General features: G+C 55.1%; 17 protein-coding genes and 1 riboswitch. Of the genes, 11 read left to right on the top strand and 6 right to left on the bottom strand.

Annotated features, from left to right (window positions below):
* Nucleotides 1–71: 71 nt before the first annotated feature.
* A complete protein-coding gene (locus tag ABLU67_RS15205; RefSeq protein ID WP_025106139.1) occupies nucleotides 72–2,705 on the bottom strand; it encodes a PqiB family protein in 2,634 nt (877 codons plus the stop codon).
* On the bottom strand, nucleotides 2,674–3,957 hold the full coding sequence (yebS, locus tag ABLU67_RS15200) for a membrane integrity lipid transport subunit YebS (RefSeq protein WP_025106140.1): 1,284 nt from the start codon (nucleotides 3,955–3,957) through the stop codon (nucleotides 2,674–2,676). The genes ABLU67_RS15205 and yebS overlap by 32 nt, the downstream gene beginning before the upstream one ends.
* A 132-nt stretch (nucleotides 3,958–4,089) precedes the next feature.
* Between yebS and ABLU67_RS15195 the strand changes: the two genes are divergently transcribed.
* From ABLU67_RS15195 to htpX, 4 genes are all read left to right on the top strand, one after another.
* Nucleotides 4,090–4,587: a GAF domain-containing protein gene (locus tag ABLU67_RS15195; protein ID WP_025106141.1), complete on the top strand. Its 498-nt coding sequence runs from the start codon at nucleotides 4,090–4,092 to the stop codon at nucleotides 4,585–4,587.
* A 97-nt stretch (nucleotides 4,588–4,684) separates the two neighbouring features.
* The gene (gene proQ, locus ABLU67_RS15190; RefSeq protein WP_004852059.1) at nucleotides 4,685–5,368 is read left to right on the top strand and encodes an RNA chaperone ProQ; all 684 of its coding nucleotides are present in this window, start codon (nucleotides 4,685–4,687) and stop codon (nucleotides 5,366–5,368) included.
* Between the two features lie 19 nt (nucleotides 5,369–5,387).
* Nucleotides 5,388–7,436 (top strand): carboxy terminal-processing peptidase, encoded by a 2,049-nt coding sequence (prc, locus tag ABLU67_RS15185; protein ID WP_014229824.1) that lies wholly within the window; start codon nucleotides 5,388–5,390, stop codon nucleotides 7,434–7,436.
* A 236-nt stretch (nucleotides 7,437–7,672) separates the two neighbouring features.
* Entirely contained in the window at nucleotides 7,673–8,554 is an 882-nt protein-coding gene (gene htpX / locus ABLU67_RS15180; RefSeq protein ID WP_014229823.1) for a protease HtpX, read from the top strand.
* A 71-nt stretch (nucleotides 8,555–8,625) separates the two neighbouring features.
* On the opposite strand, the gene ABLU67_RS15175 is transcribed toward htpX, so the two are convergent.
* Complete coding sequence (locus tag ABLU67_RS15175; RefSeq protein ID WP_014229822.1) at nucleotides 8,626–9,999, bottom strand: MFS transporter; 1,374 nt, start codon at nucleotides 9,997–9,999, stop codon at nucleotides 8,626–8,628.
* 177 nt (nucleotides 10,000–10,176) lie between these two features.
* Between ABLU67_RS15175 and kdgR the strand changes: the two genes are divergently transcribed.
* Complete coding sequence (gene kdgR, locus ABLU67_RS15170; protein WP_004103314.1) at nucleotides 10,177–10,968, top strand: DNA-binding transcriptional regulator KdgR; 792 nt, start codon at nucleotides 10,177–10,179, stop codon at nucleotides 10,966–10,968.
* A gap of 44 nt (nucleotides 10,969–11,012) precedes the next feature.
* Here the strand turns inward: kdgR and ABLU67_RS15165 are convergent, their stop codons facing one another.
* Nucleotides 11,013–11,252, bottom strand: coding sequence for a YobH family protein (locus ABLU67_RS15165; protein ID WP_004122000.1), 240 nt, complete (start codon nucleotides 11,250–11,252; stop codon nucleotides 11,013–11,015).
* Nucleotides 11,253–11,411: 159 nt separating this feature from the next.
* Here ABLU67_RS15165 and mgrB point away from each other — a divergent pair, with 159 nt between their 5' ends.
* From mgrB to rlmA, 6 genes are all read left to right on the top strand, one after another.
* The gene (gene mgrB / locus ABLU67_RS15160) at nucleotides 11,412–11,555 is read left to right on the top strand and encodes a PhoP/PhoQ regulator MgrB (RefSeq protein ID WP_002911375.1); all 144 of its coding nucleotides are present in this window, start codon (nucleotides 11,412–11,414) and stop codon (nucleotides 11,553–11,555) included.
* A gap of 74 nt (nucleotides 11,556–11,629) precedes the next feature.
* Entirely contained in the window at nucleotides 11,630–11,920 is a 291-nt protein-coding gene (locus ABLU67_RS15155) for a YebO family protein (RefSeq protein WP_004103312.1), read from the top strand.
* 610 nt (nucleotides 11,921–12,530) lie between these two features.
* A complete protein-coding gene (locus tag ABLU67_RS15150) occupies nucleotides 12,531–12,647 on the top strand; it encodes a DUF2627 domain-containing protein (RefSeq protein WP_004134862.1) in 117 nt (38 codons plus the stop codon).
* Nucleotides 12,648–12,688: 41 nt separating this feature from the next.
* Nucleotides 12,689–12,898: a transcription antiterminator/RNA stability regulator CspE gene (cspE, locus tag ABLU67_RS15145; RefSeq protein WP_001062678.1), complete on the top strand. Its 210-nt coding sequence runs from the start codon at nucleotides 12,689–12,691 to the stop codon at nucleotides 12,896–12,898.
* A gap of 189 nt (nucleotides 12,899–13,087) precedes the next feature.
* Nucleotides 13,088–14,833 (top strand): peptidoglycan glycosyltransferase FtsI, encoded by a 1,746-nt coding sequence (gene ftsI, locus ABLU67_RS15140; protein WP_047723571.1) that lies wholly within the window; start codon nucleotides 13,088–13,090, stop codon nucleotides 14,831–14,833.
* Nucleotides 14,834–14,893: 60 nt separating this feature from the next.
* Entirely contained in the window at nucleotides 14,894–15,688 is a 795-nt protein-coding gene (rlmA, locus tag ABLU67_RS15135) for a 23S rRNA (guanine(745)-N(1))-methyltransferase (protein WP_014838813.1), read from the top strand.
* A gap of 3 nt (nucleotides 15,689–15,691) precedes the next feature.
* Here the strand turns inward: rlmA and mntP are convergent, their stop codons facing one another.
* Together mntP and ABLU67_RS15125 are read right to left on the bottom strand one after the other, a co-directional pair.
* Nucleotides 15,692–16,258: a manganese efflux pump MntP gene (mntP, locus tag ABLU67_RS15130; RefSeq protein WP_014229818.1), complete on the bottom strand. Its 567-nt coding sequence runs from the start codon at nucleotides 16,256–16,258 to the stop codon at nucleotides 15,692–15,694.
* 71 nt (nucleotides 16,259–16,329) lie between these two features.
* A riboswitch (yybP-ykoY riboswitch) is annotated at nucleotides 16,330–16,484 on the bottom strand.
* 198 nt (nucleotides 16,485–16,682) lie between these two features.
* A complete protein-coding gene (locus ABLU67_RS15125) occupies nucleotides 16,683–17,141 on the bottom strand; it encodes a DUF986 family protein (protein ID WP_004852044.1) in 459 nt (152 codons plus the stop codon).
* Nucleotides 17,142–17,149 lie beyond the last annotated feature (8 nt).

Genomic DNA, 17,149 nt, shown 5'->3' with positions numbered 1-17,149 from the left:
GCACCACAACGAAAAAAGGGGGCGTAGTTTACCATAAAGGCTCCGGCGGCGGACACCGGAGCCTGTTATGCTTAGCGCGGCAGGGCGGTGCCCCATTCGCGCCACTCTTTCGGTTCGCTCTCCAGCAGCAGGAAGTGTTTGCCATCCTGCGCTTTCGGCGCCAGCGGCGTACCCGGAGGCGTCGCAAACGCGATGCCGCCGCGAATGAACTGATTAAAGGTACCGGTTTTCACCACCCCGCCAATCAGGCCAAAGTCGAGGCTATAGCCGGAAGCCAGCCAGAATACCGAGTTGTTGCGCACCAGATACTGATAACGCTTGCTGATACGCAGCTGTACCATCACGCGATCCGACATCGAACCGAGCATCAGACCGGTCACCGTGCCGACTTCGAGCCCGCGGAATAGCACCGGCGTGCCGATACCCAGCGAACCCGCTTCCGGTACTTCGACGATAATGCTCAGGCCGTCGATATAACGTGAATCGCTGATCGTGGTTTCCTGAATTTCGAAATCACGGCGCGGCGCACCGCGTCCCGGCTCGACGTTGATATAGGCCTGGAAAAGGGTATCCAGATGTTCGACGCCCGCCGCGGATATCTGCGGCGTAATCACCGAGAAACGCGTCCCGGCGCGGGCAAAAGTATTGACGTATTCCGGGTAGAGAACCGCTTTCGCCTGCACTTCGTTTTTCGCGGTAATTAAATTCAGCGACTGGATCTGGCCAATATCAATCCCCAGGTAGCGAATTGGCATCCCTTCGGCGATTTTACCGGCGTCGAAGGCGTGCAGGGTTATCTGCCCACCCACCGCGCGGGCGGCGGTTTCTGACGCATACAGTACGCGTTTGTTATCGATCCGCGCGCTGGCGCTGGCGCCGCTGAGGTTATCAAAGCTAATCGCGCCCTTCAGCGCGCGGGAGAGCGGGGATGCCTGCACCGTCAGGCCGCTGCCGTTAAGCTGCACTTTCGCGCCGCCTTCGGCCCAGAACACGCTGTTGCTGGTCAGCAGATGGCGATATTCCGGCTTGATATGGATATTGATCTCAAAGGCGTTCTTGCGCGGCTGCACGGTGATGATTTCCCCGACCGCAAATTTACGGTACAGCACCACGGAGCCTGCCTGCACGTCCGGTAGCGTCTCGGCTGAGAGCGTAAGCGTGGTGGTCGGCAGATCGCTCATGCTGTTTTCCAGCGCCTTTTCCTGGTTCGCGTACAGCGGATAGCGGCTTTGCATCGCCCCTTTGTCGCCCGGGATAACGCGGATCCCGCCGCTGACCCATTCGCTGGCGCTGGCCCCGAGGAACTCCACGCCATCGATGCCGACTTTAACATCGATGCGGCTGTTGACCACGAATTTGCTATCGCCGCGTACCAGAGAACGGTACTCCGGCATCACCGCCACCTGGAACGTGACGCCATCGGCGTTCAGCTTGCGTTCCAGAACCTGGCCAATCTGCACGCCGTGCAGAATCAGCGGCTGCCCGGCGTCGATGCCGTAGCTTTCCGGCGCGGTGAGCGTGACGGTCGCGACATCCGGCTCTTCCAGAATGGATTTATCGGCAGGCAGCACCGCAAACTGGTTGCGGGGTTCACCCTCGCCGGGGACCAGCTCGAAGGTGGTGCCGGTCAGCAGGGCGCTGACGCTGGGGTTATCCAGCGAGATTTTTGGCTTCTTCATCTGAATAAGCGTCTTCTCGCGCAGCAGGCTGACGACGCTCGGGTCGACGGTCATTTCGCCGGTCACTTTCCCGTCGCCATTGAGATTCAGCTTACTGAGCTGGCCGACCTCCAGGCCCTGGTACATCAGCGGCGTAGAGCCCGCTTTTAAGCCTGCGCCATCCGGGAGATCCAGTTTAACCACCACGCCGCGCTGGCTGTGCGCCAGGTCTTCGTATAAGTGATAGTCCGTGTTTTGCTGAGCCTGTGGAGAATCATCCGGGGAATCAAAGGCGATAGCGCCGTTCACCAGCGCCGAGAGGCTGTCCAGCTGGACTTTCGCTCCGCTCAGGCTGACGTCCGCCTTCACGCCGGATACGTTCCAGAAACGGCTCTCTTTTTTCACCAGGTTAGTGAAACGCCGCTCGATCAGCACATCAATGGTGACGCCCTGATTGTTCGGATTAATGGCGTAGTCATATACCCGGCCGACCGGAATCTTACGGAAGTAGACCAGCGAGCCGCTGGTTAACGAACCCAAATCCGCTGACTTGAGATGAATCATCAGCTCGCCGTTATTGATGTGGTACTTCGGCTGGGTATCGAGGGCGACAAAGTGATCCTCGGGCTCGCCCTGGCCGGGCATCATGCCGATATAGTTACCGCCCACCAGCGCATCCAGGCCGGACACGCCGGCAAGCGAGGCTTTCGGCGTCACCAGCCAGAACTGCGTCTCCTTGCGCAGCGCATCTTTCATATCGCCCTTGACGCTGGCGGAAACCTCAATTTTGCTCAGATCTTTACTCAGCGAGATGTTCTCCACCGTACCGACTTCTACCCCCTGATAGCGGATAGGCGTGCGGCCAGGAACGATACCGTTAGCGGACTGGAAGTCGATAACGATCGTCGTACCGCGATCCTGGTAGCTGGTCCATATCAGCCAGCCGGCAATCAGCAGCGCGATGACCGGCAGCAGCCAAAATGGCGAGATACGGCGTTTAGTTTTAATTTTGGCTTCAGTCGGCGAAGCGGGCGTTTCCTGACTCATGTGCGTCCCAAAGTAAGCGGCTGTCCAGCCATTCAACAGCAAGGATAGTTAATATTACCGCGGCGCCAAAATAGACCGCGGCGGGCCCCATCGTAAACGCGAGGAGCTGATCGCGGTTGATCAGCGACATGGTTAATGCGATGACAAAAAGATCCAACATAGACCAGCGGCCGATCCAGGTAATCAGCCGCAGTAGCAGGATGCGGGTACGTAATCCCTGTTCACACTTGAATTGTATGCTGACCAGCAGCGTAAACAATACAATTACTTTGGTGAATGGGACCAGAATACTGGCGATGAACACGACGCCGGCGATAGCGACGTTGCTGCTGGCCAGCGACATAATGCCGGAAAGGATGGTGTCATCCTGACGCGCGCCGTTGACGTAGATAATCGAGATCGGCAGCAGGTTGGCAGGCAGCAGGAAAACCATTGACGCAATCAGCGCAGCCCAGCTCTTTTGCAGGCTCTGGCGGCGTCTGTGGCGCAGGGGAGTGTGGCAGCGACGGCAGCGGCCGCGCGAATCGCGATGGCCGGTATAATGGCAGCCGAGGCAAACCTGCAGGTTTTCATCCGGCCGCAGCGCCGGGCGCTGGGGGTAAAAACGCTCCCAGAGCTCCTCAACGTTCATATGGATAAGCGTCAGGATACTGAGCAGGGTGAGGGAGATATAGGCGATAAGCCCGATGCCCGGCTGCAGGAAGGCGTAATCCTGCACCTTAATGGAGGCGACGCCGATGCCGACCAGGTAAATATCCAGCATCACCCACTCTTTGAGCCGCTCCAGCATCAGCAGTATCGGGCGCAGATTCATGCCCAGCACGTTGCCCAGCCACAGATAGGCGATTGAGACCACCAGCAGCACCGGCGCCACGACCGCGCAAAATAGCACCATCGCCGCCGTGAGCGGATCGCCCTGGCCGGTCATTTGCCAGATGCCCTGAAGGACGTTAGCGTCGATACGCACGCCCAGCAGATGCAAACGCAGCAGCGGTTCGCTCCAGGCAAAAGGCATCAGCAGCAGCATCGCGATTGCCATGCTGCCCAGCCGGGTAAGCGACCAGTCGCGGCCATCGCGCACTTTGGCGTTGCAGCGGGGACACCAGGCGCTTTGATTCTTTTTTAGGACCGGTAAACGAAACAGCAGGTCGCACTGCGGACAGCGCTGATAGTGAGCGTGCTCAACGGGGGCGCTGACCGAGTAGACGACCATTTTTTTTGCTGGCGTAATCCTGGGTGTTTTTAGTGGCATTTATAGCTTACAGAAATGAGTGTATCTCTCTATCTTAACTCAGGAATGAATTCATCTTGAGCATGAATGCATTTAAAGCTTATTTTATTAGGCTGTAAGTGTAAGGTAGTAAGACAACTAAGCGACCAAATAATGAACAAATCAGAATTCTACGCGGATTTGAACCGCGATTTTCAGGCGTTAATGGCAGGCGAAACCAGTTTTCTGGCGATGATTTCAAATACCAGCGCGCTGCTGTTCGAGCGGCTGACCGACGTGAACTGGGCCGGTTTCTATCTTCTGGAAGGTGACACGCTGGTGCTTGGCCCGTTCCAGGGCAAGCTGGCCTGCGTGCGGATTCCGGTCGGACGCGGCGTATGCGGGACTGCCGTCGCGCAGAATTGCGTGCAGCGGGTAGAGGATGTTCACGCGTTTGATGGGCACATCGCCTGTGACGCCGCCAGTAATTCGGAAATTGTCTTCCCGTTACGGGTGAACAATCAAACTATCGGCGTCCTGGATATCGATAGCACGGCGCATTCCCGCTTCACCGCTGAAGATGAGCAGGGACTGGCAGAACTGGTCGCGCATCTGGAAAAACTCATTTCTGCGACTGATTATCAAAAAATATTCACCCGCGTCGCAGGATAATCAACGGATAACGTAGCATTTACCGATGACGTCATTATAATGACGCCTGTTCATGCCTGCGGCTTGTTGGCTACGTCCGTTGTAATCAGGAAATTTCATGGAAAATCAACCTAAGTTGAATAGCAGTAAAGAAGTCATTGCGTTTCTGGCCGAACGTTTCCCTCAGTGTTTTAGCGCTGAAGGCGAAGCTCGCCCCCTGAAAGTCGGTATTTTTCAGGATCTCGTTGAGCGCGTTGGCGGAGAGATGAATCTCAGCAAAACCCAACTTCGCGCTGCTTTGCGTCTTTATACTTCGAGCTGGCGCTACCTGTACGGCGTTAAGCCTGGCGCAGTCCGCGTTGACCTTGACGGCAACCCGTGCGGCGAACTGGAAGAGCAGCACGTCGCTCATGCCCGTCAGCAGCTTGAAGAAGCAAAAGCCCGCGTCCAGGCGCAGCGCGAAGCGCAGCAGGCCAAAAAACGCGAAGCCGCTGCCGCAGCAGGCCAGCCGGAAGAGGGGGCACGTCGCGAGCGTAAACCGCGTCCTCAGCCTCAGGCGCGTCGTAAAGACGGCGCTGAGCAGCGTAAACCTCGCCCGGCAGCAGCAGCCAAAGCGCCGCGCGAAGAGCGTCATACCCCTGTATCAGATGTGTCTGTATTGACCGTTGGCCAGGCACTGAAGGTGAAAGCAGGCAATAATGCAATGGACGCCACCGTCCTGGAAATCACCAAAGATGGCGTTCGTGTACAGCTGACTTCTGGTATGTCAATGATTGTACGCGCAGAACACCTGGTGTTCTGAAACGGAGGCCGGGCCAGGCATGAACAAATTCTTTAAGCTCACCGCGTTGGCGGGCCTGCTGGTAATCGCAGGCCAGTCGTTCGCCGTGGACGATATCACCCGGATCGATCAAATCCCCGTGCTGAAAGAAGAGCCGCAGCACGCGACGGTGAGCGAGCGCGTCACATCGCGCTTTACCCGCTCTCACTACCGGCAGTTCGATCTTGATAATGCCTTTTCGGCAAAAATTTTCGATCGCTACCTGAACCTGCTCGACTACAGCCATAACGTGCTGTTAGCCAGCGACGTGGCCCAGTTTGCCGCGAAAAAGAATCAAATCGGCGATGAGCTGCGCAGCGGGAAGCTGGACGTTTTTTACGACCTGTATAACCTGGCGCAGAAGCGTCGATTTGAGCGTTATCAATATGCATTGAAAGTGCTGGAACGTCCGATGGACTTTACCGGCAATGACAACTTCAACCTTGACCGCAGCAAGTCTCCCTGGCCGAAAGATGAGGCCGAGCTGAATGCGCTATGGGATGCCAAGGTGAAGTTTGATCAGCTCAGCCTCAAGCTGGCTGGCAAAGATGATAAAGAGATTCGCGAGACCCTAACCCGTCGCTACAAGTTTGCCATTCGCCGTCTGGCGCAAACCAATAGTGAAGACGTTTTCTCGCTGGCGATGACCGCCTTTGCGCGTGAAATCGACCCGCATACGAACTATCTCTCTCCGCGCAATACCGAACAGTTCAACACCGAAATGAGCCTGTCTCTCGAAGGTATCGGCGCGGTACTGCAGATGGATGACGACTACACGGTGATCAACTCACTGGTGGCCGGTGGTCCTGCGGCGAAGAGTAAATCCATCAGCGTGGGCGACCGTATCGTTGGCGTTGGCCAGCCGGGTAAAGGCATGGTTGATGTCATCGGCTGGCGTCTTGATGATGTCGTGGCGCTGATCAAAGGTCCCAAGGGCAGCAAGGTTCGTCTGGAAATTCTCCCGGCGGGTAAAGGCGCGAAAACGCGGATTGTGACCCTTACGCGCGAACGCATTCGTCTTGAAGACCGCGCGGTTAAGATGTCAGTCAAAACCGTCGGCAAAGAGAAGGTTGGCGTGCTGGATATTCCGGGTTTCTATGTTGGCCTGACGGACGACGTCAAGGTTCAGCTGCAGAAACTGGAGAAACAGAACGTTAGCAGCATCGTTATCGATCTGCGCAGCAACGGCGGCGGGGCGCTGACCGAAGCGGTTTCGCTTTCTGGCCTGTTTATTCCATCCGGCCCGGTTGTCCAGGTTCGCGATAATAACGGTAAGGTGCGTGAAGACAGCGATACCGACGGCGTGGTGTACTACAAAGGCCCGCTGGTGGTGCTGGTCGACCGTTTCAGCGCCTCGGCTTCTGAAATTTTCGCCGCCGCGATGCAGGATTATGGCCGCGCACTGATCGTCGGTGAGCCGACCTTTGGCAAGGGGACCGTCCAGCAGTATCGTTCGCTGAACCGCATTTACGATCAGATGCTGCGCCCTGACTGGCCGGCGCTGGGGTCCGTACAGTACACCATCCAGAAATTCTACCGTATTAACGGCGGGAGTACTCAGCGCAAGGGTGTGACGCCGGACATCATGATGCCGACCGGAACCGAAGAGCGTGAAACCGGCGAGCAGTATGAAGATAATGCGCTGCCGTGGGATAGCGTCAATGCAGCAACCTTCGTGAAGTATGGTGACCTGACGCCGTTCGGACCCGAGCTGCTGAAGCGCCACGATGCGCGTATCGCCAAGGATCCTGAGTTCCAGTACATCATGAAGGACATTGCTCGCTATAACGCGATGAAAGACAAACGCAACATCGTCTCCCTGAATTACGCGCAGCGTGAAAAGGAGAATGAAGAAGATGATGCGATTCGTCTGGCCCGCGTTAACGATCGCCTGAAACGCGAAGGCAAGCCGCTACTGAAAAAACTGGAAGATCTGCCGAAGGATTACCAGGAGCCTGACCCGTATCTTGATGAAACGGTTCATATTGCGCTCGACCTGGCCCATGAGGAAAAGGATCGGCCAGCGGTCGAGCCGCCGGCCAGTAAATAATCCCCCAACGGGCACACTAAGTTGTGCCCGTTTTCTTTCTCGCCTTTCCCAACGTTCATTGCCTGATTTCAACAAAATGTCAACGCTTTTGCCCAGCGTCAGCAATATGCTACAAAATGTAAAGTTGTGTCTTTCTCGTGACTTAGCGGGGCCTGATGGTTGAAAATTGGCGTTCTACCCATACCATGTGGGTAATCGCATAGTGCGTTTTGTTAAATCGAGGTTAAAAGAAAATTATGATGCGAATCGCGCTTTTCCTGCTGACCAACCTGGCAGTGATGGTGGTGTTCGGGCTGGTGCTGAGCCTGACGGGAATTCAGTCAAGCAGCATGACCGGGCTGCTGATCATGGCCCTGTTGTTTGGTTTCGGCGGCTCAATCGTTTCGCTGCTGATGTCGAAATGGATGGCGCTGAAATCGGTGGGTGGGGAAGTCATTGAGCAGCCGCGTAACGAAACCGAGCGCTGGCTGATGAATACCGTCGCGCAGCAGGCGCGCCAGGCGGGCATCGCTATGCCGCAGGTCGCTATCTACCATGCGCCGGATATTAACGCCTTCGCGACCGGCGCGCGCCGCGATGCGTCGCTGGTGGCGGTCAGTACCGGGCTGCTGCAGAACATGAGCCGTGATGAAGCGGAAGCGGTTATCGCCCATGAGATTAGCCACATCGCCAACGGTGATATGGTCACCATGACGCTGATCCAGGGGGTAGTGAACACCTTCGTTATCTTTATCTCGCGCGTTATCGCGCAGATTGCGGCGGGCTTCCTCGGCGGCAACCGCGATGAAGGTGAAAGCAGCAACGGCAACCCGCTGATCTACTTTGCGGTCGCCACGGTGCTGGAGCTGGTATTTGGTATTCTGGCCAGCATCATCACTATGTGGTTCTCCCGCTACCGCGAGTTCCATGCGGACGCCGGTTCAGCGAAGCTGGTAGGGCGTGAGAAAATGATCGCCGCGCTGCAGCGGCTGAAAACCAGCTATGAGCCGCAGGAGGCCAGCAGCATGATGGCGTTCTGCATTAACGGCAAAGCGAAATCCATGAGCGAGCTGTTTATGACTCACCCGCCGCTGGATAAACGTATTGAAGCCCTGCGCAGCGGCGAATACCTGAAATAACCGTCGCGCCTGGCCCTGAAAACAAAAATCCGCAACCTTCGGGCTGCGGATTTTTTTATGCCGGTTTTGCGTTACAGCCTGACGCGCGGCTGCGTGACGCGTAGCCCGCTGACGGCGGCCGCGACGACGGCAAACGTTCCGGCCAGCAGAAGGGCGGTGTGGGTTCCGCTATCGCCCAGCAGGTTAAACAGCAGCGCCACCAGCGCGGCGCCAGTGCTCTGTCCAAGCAGGCGCGCGGTCCCCAGCATGCCGCTTGCGCCGCCGCTGCGATGAGCCGGCGCTGACGAGACGATGGTGTGATTGTTGGGGGACTGGAACAGACCAAAGCCCGCGCCGCAGAGCGCCATTCGCCAGATAATATCCAGGTCCGACGGCGCGGAGGGCAGTAAAGCCAGGCCGAACAGGCCGCAGGCCATGATGATTAGACCCATCGCGCCCAGCAGCCCGGCGTGAACTTTCTCAATCAAATATCCCGCCAGCGGCGCCATGACCATAGTGGCCAGCGGCCACGGCGTCAGGAGCAGACCGGTTTCCACCTCGCTACGCCCCATCATTGACTGCAGGAAGAACGGCAGCGAAACCATCGCCAGCATCTGGGCGCAAAAAGAGCATATCGACGTACAAATTGACAGAGAGAATAGCGGAATGCGCAGCAGGTCAACCGGCAGCAGGGGGACCGGCATTTTGAGCTGGCGGCGGACAAAAAAGAACCCGACGACCAGCATGGCCATAACCTCCGCCGCAACCAGCGCGCCTGACTGGCCTTGAGCGAACCCGCCGAGGGCGGTAATCAGTAAGCCAAAAGTGAGGGCATTCATGATGGCGCTCGGCAGGTCGAAGCGGGTGACCTTGCTGCGGCCGGTGTTAGCAGGCAGATAGCGCATCGCGAGAAGCAGTGAAATAATCCCCAGCGGAACGTTAATCAGAAACAGCCATTGCCATGAAGCCATTGAGAGAATCGCGGCGGCGATGGTCGGTCCCGCCGCGGAGGAGACGGCCACCACGAAAGAGTTGATCCCCATCCCGCGGCCGAGAAAGCGCTGAGGATAAATCAGGCGAATCAGCGCGGTGTTAACGCTCATCAGCGCCGCGCCGCCGAGCCCCTGCGCCACGCGCGCCAGGGTCAGCATTTCCAGGCTTCTGGAGAGCGCGCAGGCCAGTGAGGTGAAGGTAAAAAGTACCAGGCCGATTTTATAAATACGCCGGTAGCCGACCATATCGCCGAGGAAAGAGAGCGGCAGCAGCGCGATAACGATAGCAATTTGGTAGGCATTAACTATCCAGATTGAAGAGGCCGGGGATGCGTTTAAATCGCTGGCGATGGTCGGCAGGGCGACGTTGGCGATAGCGCCGTCCAGCACCGCCATCGCCAGGCCTAATACAATGGTCAGAATGGCGCCGTAACGCTGCGGTAAAGGCAGCCCATCGGAGATGTTTTTATCCATGTGAAGTCTGTATCTTATCGGGAACTATTAACTGGTTAATAATTTTAGCATTGATTATTCAGCGGCATGTCGCAGATTTGTAACGAATCGGCAGAAGAACGATTGCGGGTAACGGGATGCGAATTTATAATAAAAACCGGTTCTAATTTTTATAAAACAGTTGCGATGAGGTGATAAATGGCAGTTGCAGATTTGGATAAACAGCCAGATTCTGTCTCTTCGGTATTGAAGGTTTTTGGCATTCTGCAGGCGCTTGGCGAAGAGCGTGAAATTGGCATTACCGAACTGTCCCAGCGCGTCATGATGTCAAAAAGCACCGTTTATCGCTTTTTGCAGACCATGAAATCGCTGGGATACGTAGCTCAGGAAGGTGAGTCCGAGAAATATTCTCTGACCCTGAAACTCTTCGAACTTGGCGCGCGGGCTTTGCAGAACGTTGATTTGGTGCGCAGCGCTGATATTCAGATGCGCGAGCTTTCACGCCTGACGAAAGAGACCGTCCACCTGGGCGCCCTGGATGAAGACAGCATTGTTTACATCCACAAAATCGACTCAATGTACAATTTGCGCATGTATTCGCGCATCGGGCGTCGTAACCCGCTGTACAGCACCGCGATCGGTAAAGTGCTGCTGGCCTGGCGCGATCGTGCCGAGGTTGAGCAGATTCTGGAAGGGGTGGAGTACAAACGCAGCACCGACCGAACTATCACCAGCACCGAAGAGCTGCTGGCGGTTCTCGATAAGGTCCGCGAGCAGGGGTATGGCGAAGATAACGAAGAGCAGGAAGAGGGACTGCGCTGCATCGGGGTTCCGGTTTTCGACCGCTTCGGCGTGGTTATCGCGGGCCTGAGTATCTCTTTCCCGACGCTGCGTTTCTCGGAAGAGCGCCTGAACGAGTACGTGGCGATGCTGCACACGGCGGCGCGTAAAATTTCAGAACAGATGGGCTACAACGATTATCCGTTCTGACCTTGTGCGTAAATCGGGCTACAGCGTCTGTAGCCCGATCGTGACTAGCCGTTATCAACAACCGTGGCGCTTTTTCGCAGGATAGGGCAATCGGTAATGCCGATAATACCGCTGCTGGAATGAACATATTGTGCGGTACTGATGCCGCGAGCCGTGAGATATTTACACTGCAATCCCAGCCCCCCGGCATTCTCACTGCTGCCCATTAATACGCCGTAGCCGCTTAATAATACGCCAATCCACAAGATAGCCAGCACCACAATGGTACGAATGATCAATCGCATTGTTGCCTCATTATTTGTATTATCCTTGCGTCCATTCTGGCATGAACATCGTTTGAAACAAGTCTATGATTCCTAAACTTGCCTTTCGTATTACAGTTAGCCGCGGTTTAAGAAGGTCATGTTATCCTGGCGACATCTGGTACTGATGCGGAGTGTGGAGTGAAAAAATTACGCTGGGTTTTGCTGATAGTCATCATCGCAGGTTGTTTACTGCTATGGACTCAGATGCTTAACGTAATGTGCGATCAGGATGTACAGTTCTTCAGCGGCATCTGCACTATCAATAAATTTATTCCCTGGTAAGACATTTTTAATATGACTGATTTTCTTCTGCCGCGCGGGTGGTAGAATAAACGCCTTCTCTTTGAGGTGGTGAAATGAGTGAGTTACTAAATCCTGGGATTGTAAGCCTGGCATCCGTGGCGCTTTCAGTTGTGCTGTTGCTTGTCGGCCTGTTGTTATGGTTTTTTGTTAATCGCGCCAGCTCGCGCGCTAATGAGCAGATAGCGCTGCTGCAGGCGCTGCTGGATCAGCAAAAGCGGCAAAACGCGCTGCTGCGCCGTCTCTGCGAGGCCAATGAGCCAGAGAAGGAGAGTGCCGCAGAACCTTCCATCGCCGAGAAGGGGAAAGGCGACGACGACTTCATTCGTCTGGTCGCAGAGCGCTAATCTGATTGTCAGGTGTACATCGTGACGGTGTGCGCCTGTATCTCCCCCGGTGTATAACGTATCCTTATCGATAAATTCTCTTCCGAACGTAAACCTGCCCACCGGCAAGCGGAGGCGGCGCGTTTATGCTCTCTTTAATTAGTTTGTTTAATTCATCAAATAAAAGAACAGGAAAGACCTGACTGTCATCAGGCGTTCATTATTGCGATGAAGTATAGACAATATTTTAAGTACTTCAATTAACGCGCTTCGATATTATGCCATGGGCCTGTAAAGCAATTTTTCAACTATCGATATGAGCTTTTAAATGCATCTTTATGCAATGCTTTCTGACTCCCCCTAAAATTGGCAGCTTGGCTCTACGCGGGGCCCGGCAAGCTGAAGTCATTGAGCAATGGCGGATAAACTCCCAGGCAGGGGGCCGTCTCAGCGGCGCCAGCGCGGAGGGAGAAGGATAAGCCAGAGGAAGCAAAGTCGCATAAATGTGCAGGTGATCAAATGATTCCCTTATAATTTGTGCGAGCGATCGAGAGCCGTCTAAAAATGGCTTGCCATTATTTACGTAGTATGTGATAACACGTTTCGGGTTAAACGAGGTACAGTTCTGTTTATGTGTGGCATTTTCAGTAAAGAAGTCCTGAGTAAACACGTTGTCGTTGAATACCGCTTCTCTGCCGAACCTTATATTAGTGCCTCATGCAGTCATGTGTCAGTTTTATCTATGTAAGTGCCCCACGGGCGAAGAAAACAGTCTAAGGAATTTTGCAAATGGCAAAGATTAAAGGTCAAGTTAAGTGGTTCAACGAGTCTAAAGGTTTTGGCTTCATTACTCCGGCTGATGGCAGCAAAGATGTGTTCGTACACTTCTCCGCTATCCAGGGTAACGGCTTCAAAACTCTGGCTGAAGGCCAGAACGTTGAGTTCGAAATTCAGGACGGCCAGAAAGGTCCAGCTGCAGTTAACGTAACTGCTATCTGATTTAGACCACTGAATCTTGTAAGAAAGCCTCGCAGCCGCGGGGCTTTTTAGTCTTTATTGCAAATCATGTCATTTTTCCTCCCTCTGTTGCGCTTTGTTGCAAAACAACATCCTTATTAGCACTGTTTAGCAACCTGTTTTGTATATATCTGTTAAATCAGGTGGTTGCAAAATAATGATGGAGCTAAGGTGCAAAAGAACAAACTTAAGTCAGCCGCCAACTTTACCCCTCTGCGGTTTGGGTTGTTATGCGTGGCCATTCTTTGCTGTATGGGTCTGCTGCTGGCCCGGGTAGGCTGGCTGCAAATTGTCTCTCCCGACAATTTGGTTAAACAAGAAGATATGCGCTCCTTGCGCGAAGAGCCTATCGACGTGCAGCGCGGCATGATTAGCGATCGCGAGGGCCGCCCGCTGGCGGTTAGCGTGCCGGTGAGCGCCATCTGGATCGATCCGCAAACAACTCTCGCAAAAGGCGGCGTCGGATATGGCCCGCGCTGGCAGGCGATGGCGCAAGCTTTACACCTCAACCTTAGCGAGCTTGCCCATCGCGTGCAGGCGCATCCTCATGCGCGTTTTCTCTATCTGGCGCGCCAGATAAACCCGGAGCAGGCGGAGTGGATCGACAAGCTGCACCTGCCGGGGATTAATCTGCGCGATGAGTCGCGTCGTTTTTATCCCGCGGGGCACGTTGCGGCTAATCTGCTGGGCTTTACCAATATCGATAATCAAGGAATCGAGGGGGTAGAGAAAAGCTTTAATGCCCAGCTAACCGGTCAGCCCGGGCGTCGCCTGGTGCGCAAAGACCGGCACGGCAACGTCATCGAAAATATCACCGAAGTCCCGGCGGTCCCGGCCCACAATTTGCAGCTCAGTATCGATGAGCGTCTGCAAACGGTGACCGAGGACGCGCTGGATAACGCCGTGCGCTGGAACAAAGCGGAATCAGGGGCGGCGGTATTAATTAAAATTGATACCGGGGAAATCCTGTCGATGGCCAGCTACCCCGATTTCAACCCTAACAATCGCGATGACGCGAAGCTGGATGATTTCCGCAATCGCGCGATTAGCGATACTTTCGAGCCGGGGTCGACGGTTAAGCCGCTGGTGCTGATGACCGCGCTCCAGCAGGGCATTGTTCAGCCGGATAGCGTGGTGGATACCCATCCGTTTACCCTCGACGGTCATCGTATTCGCGACGTCGGTTACTACCCTGAGCTGTCCCTCACCGGCATTCTGCAAAAATCCAGCGATACCGGCGTTTCACATTTGTCGCTGGCCATGCCGATTCAACATCTTATCGATACCTATAAAGCGTTCGGTTTCGGCGACTCTACCGGTCTGGGATTAACCGGTGAAAGCGCCGGGCTGATGCCGCAGCGTCGCTACTGGGGACAGCTGGACCGGGCGACATTCGCCTTCGGCTACGGCCTGATGGTTACGCCGCTCCAGCTGGCGCACGTTTACGCAACTATTGGCAGCTACGGTATTGAGCGTCCGCTATCGATCACGCGTATCGATCCGCCGGTCATGGGCACCCGAGTGATGCCGGAGCAGATTGTGCATGAAGTCGAACATATGATGGAGAGCGTTGCCTTGCCGGGCGGCGGGGGCACCAAAGCGGCGGTGCGCGACTATCGGGTGGCGGTAAAAACCGGTACCGCCAAGAAAATTGGCCCTGACGGGAAATATATCGACAAATACGTGGCCTACACCGCAGGGGTGGCGCCCGCCAGTAACCCAAAATTTGCGCTGGTAGTGGTGATGAACGACCCCAGCAACGGTTCGTATTACGGTGGGGCAGTGTCGGCGCCGGTATTCAGCCAGATCATGGGCGATGTCCTGCGCCTGGAAAACGTGATGCCAGATGGGATGCCGCAGGGTTCTGAAAACCTGATCGTCATGCATCATGACGGCATGCTGCCGCCTGCGCTGTAACGGTGGCCTGGAGGGGCGAATAGCGCTACACTTTCGCCCTTTCAGCACACCGGAGTTGCCATGTCTTACAGTTGCCCACTTTGCCACGCGCCGCTTGAGCGCCGCGATAATAGCTTTATCTGCCCGCAGCGGCATCAGTTCGATCTGGCGAAGGAAGGGTACGTCAATTTACTGCCGGTGCAGTTTAAGCGCTCCCGCGATCCGGGCGACAGCGCTGAAATGATGCAGGCCCGGCGGGCGTTTCTCGATGCGGGTCATTATCAGCCGCTTCGCGACGCGATCTGCGCTTATCTGCACACTTTCGCTCCGACCGATTTACTGGACATCGGCTGCGGGGAAGGCTACTACACGCACGCTTTTGCCGCCATCGCCAGCCGCAGCTGGGGTCTGGACGTGTCGAAATCCGCTATCCGCGCGGCGGCAAAACGGTACCCGCAGGTCAACTTTTGCGTCGCCTCCAGCCAGCGTTTACCGTTTGAGGATGCAAGCCTGGATGCGATAGTACGTATTTACGCCCCCTGCAATGCCGTTGAGCTGGCGCGCGTTGTCCGCCCCGGCGGCTGGGTTATCACCGCGACGCCGGGGCCTCGTCACCTGATGGAGCTGAAAGGGTTGATATACGACGAAGTGCGTTTGCACGAGCAGAACGCGGAAGAGATGGCAGGGTTTACGCTACGTCACCAGCAGCAGCTGGCCTATCCGATGCAGCTTAACGGCAGCGAGGCGGAAGCTTTACTGCAAATGACGCCGTTTGCGTGGCGGGCTAAGCCGCCGGTTCGGGAAGCGCTGCGTCAACAGGTGGGATTTGACTGCCAGACCGATTTTGCCATTCACTGCTGGCAGCGCGACGCCTGAGGATCAGCCGGCGAAATGGCTCCAGAGGATCTGGGCGCCGATGCCAATCAGCACGATACCGCCGAGGATTTCCGCCCGTTTGCCGAGCAGCGGGCCGATAAAACGTCCCACCATCATACCGAGCGTCGACATTATCAGCGTGGCGCAGCCGATAGCCAGCGCGGTGGCGATAATGTTGACCTGCAGAAACGCCAGGCCAACGCCGACGGCCATGGCGTCAAGGCTGGTAGCGAATGCGGTGGTCACCAGCAGCCAGAAACCGTGGCGTCGCGGAGTTTCGCAGTCGTCGTCGTTGCCGCCGCGAAACCCTTCGATAACCATTCGACCGCCGAGAAACACCAGCAGCACAAAGGCAATCCAGTGGTTCCACTCAAGAACAAACTGGCTGGCAAGCATCCCCATTCCCCAACCGACCAGCGGCGTGAGCGTTTCGATAGCGCCAAAGATAAGACCCGTGCGCAGGGCTTCAGAAAATTTAGGTTTATGGAGAGTGGCGCCTTTGCCAATAGAGGCCGCGAAGGCGTCCATGGACATGCCGAAGGCAAGAAGAATTGTAGCGGATACATTCATGAGAGCGTCCTGACCGGGGATAATCCATATGACACATCGCCGCCCCCAGTAAAAATACGCAGCCCATCCTGAAGATGAGGCGCCGCGTACAGCAGCGATGCGTCTATGGTCTCGCCTGATTGAAGACGTTCTTCTTCAACCCGTACGTGCCACGTTTTGCAACGAGTATGTTGACACGTACATTTTCTGGCAGGCAGAAAATTGGCTACTCCCCAACGACGGGCGCAACCTTAACATAATTTTAGAATATAAAACAATAACAGAGTCAGGTTATTTTGCTAACCAAATGATAACGATTTTCATTTAAATTTAGAAGTGAATAATTCGTTAATAAATATCGGCGAATTAAACGAATGGAATATAGCCGCGGCTATATTCCATTCGCCGGGGAATGACAAAATATAGCGCAGGCTATATTTGTAACTCATTGAGTTGAAATGAGAAGTTTGTATATTTTTTCCAGGTCGTCGATATTTTGTACGCGAATTAGCAGGCGACGCTGCTCTAATTGCATAACCAGCACGCCATCTTCCGATAAATTCATCTCTTTAATACGCTTATATTCGATCCAGATATTGGCGAAAAAAAAGCCTTCTTTTTTGAAGATGATTTTGGGTGAACGGATCCAGAAAAGATATAACCCCATCAAGGCCAGGGCAGATAATAGCCAGGTGGTGATAAGTTCGCCCTGGCTGGCAATATTGTTATAAATCAGGATAGCAATGAGGCCGACGAAGATAATGCCATCGACGCGATTGCGGCGGAGCAGGGGGATAGCCAGCAAAACGGGGCCATTGCGGCGCGGCATGATGAACTGATCGTAAATCGCAAACGCGAGCAGAACGAGAATAAACAGGATTAACACCAGGTCCGTGATTGTCATCCATCCTC

The sequence above is a fragment of the Klebsiella sp. GN_Kp190 genome (assembly GCF_040061795.1).
GTDB classification, from domain to species: Bacteria; Pseudomonadota; Gammaproteobacteria; order Enterobacterales; family Enterobacteriaceae; genus Klebsiella; species Klebsiella michiganensis.
The sequence above is the reverse complement of the archived record's forward strand: the minus strand, read 5'-3'. Positions and strand labels throughout refer to the sequence as shown.

Coding starts and splice junctions, on each gene's coding strand:
- cspE (WP_001062678.1), top strand. CDS start 12,689: ATGGCAAAGATTAAAGGTCAAGTTAAGTGGTTCAACGAGTCTAAAGGT.
- ABLU67_RS15195 (WP_025106141.1), top strand. CDS start 4,090: ATGAACAAATCAGAATTCTACGCGGATTTGAACCGCGATTTTCAGGCG.
- mntP (WP_014229818.1), bottom strand. CDS start 16,258: ATGAATGTATCCGCTACAATTCTTCTTGCCTTCGGCATGTCCATGGAC.
- rlmA (WP_014838813.1), top strand. CDS start 14,894: ATGTCTTACAGTTGCCCACTTTGCCACGCGCCGCTTGAGCGCCGCGAT.
- ABLU67_RS15165 (WP_004122000.1), bottom strand. CDS start 11,252: ATGCGATTGATCATTCGTACCATTGTGGTGCTGGCTATCTTGTGGATT.
- ABLU67_RS15205 (WP_025106139.1), bottom strand. CDS start 2,705: ATGAGTCAGGAAACGCCCGCTTCGCCGACTGAAGCCAAAATTAAAACT.
- kdgR (WP_004103314.1), top strand. CDS start 10,177: ATGGCAGTTGCAGATTTGGATAAACAGCCAGATTCTGTCTCTTCGGTA.
- ABLU67_RS15150 (WP_004134862.1), top strand. CDS start 12,531: ATGTGTGGCATTTTCAGTAAAGAAGTCCTGAGTAAACACGTTGTCGTT.
- prc (WP_014229824.1), top strand. CDS start 5,388: ATGAACAAATTCTTTAAGCTCACCGCGTTGGCGGGCCTGCTGGTAATC.
- ABLU67_RS15125 (WP_004852044.1), bottom strand. CDS start 17,141: ATGACAATCACGGACCTGGTGTTAATCCTGTTTATTCTCGTTCTGCTC.
- htpX (WP_014229823.1), top strand. CDS start 7,673: ATGATGCGAATCGCGCTTTTCCTGCTGACCAACCTGGCAGTGATGGTG.
- ABLU67_RS15175 (WP_014229822.1), bottom strand. CDS start 9,999: ATGGATAAAAACATCTCCGATGGGCTGCCTTTACCGCAGCGTTACGGC.
- yebS (WP_025106140.1), bottom strand. CDS start 3,957: ATGCCACTAAAAACACCCAGGATTACGCCAGCAAAAAAAATGGTCGTC.
- ABLU67_RS15155 (WP_004103312.1), top strand. CDS start 11,630: ATGAGTGAGTTACTAAATCCTGGGATTGTAAGCCTGGCATCCGTGGCG.
- proQ (WP_004852059.1), top strand. CDS start 4,685: ATGGAAAATCAACCTAAGTTGAATAGCAGTAAAGAAGTCATTGCGTTT.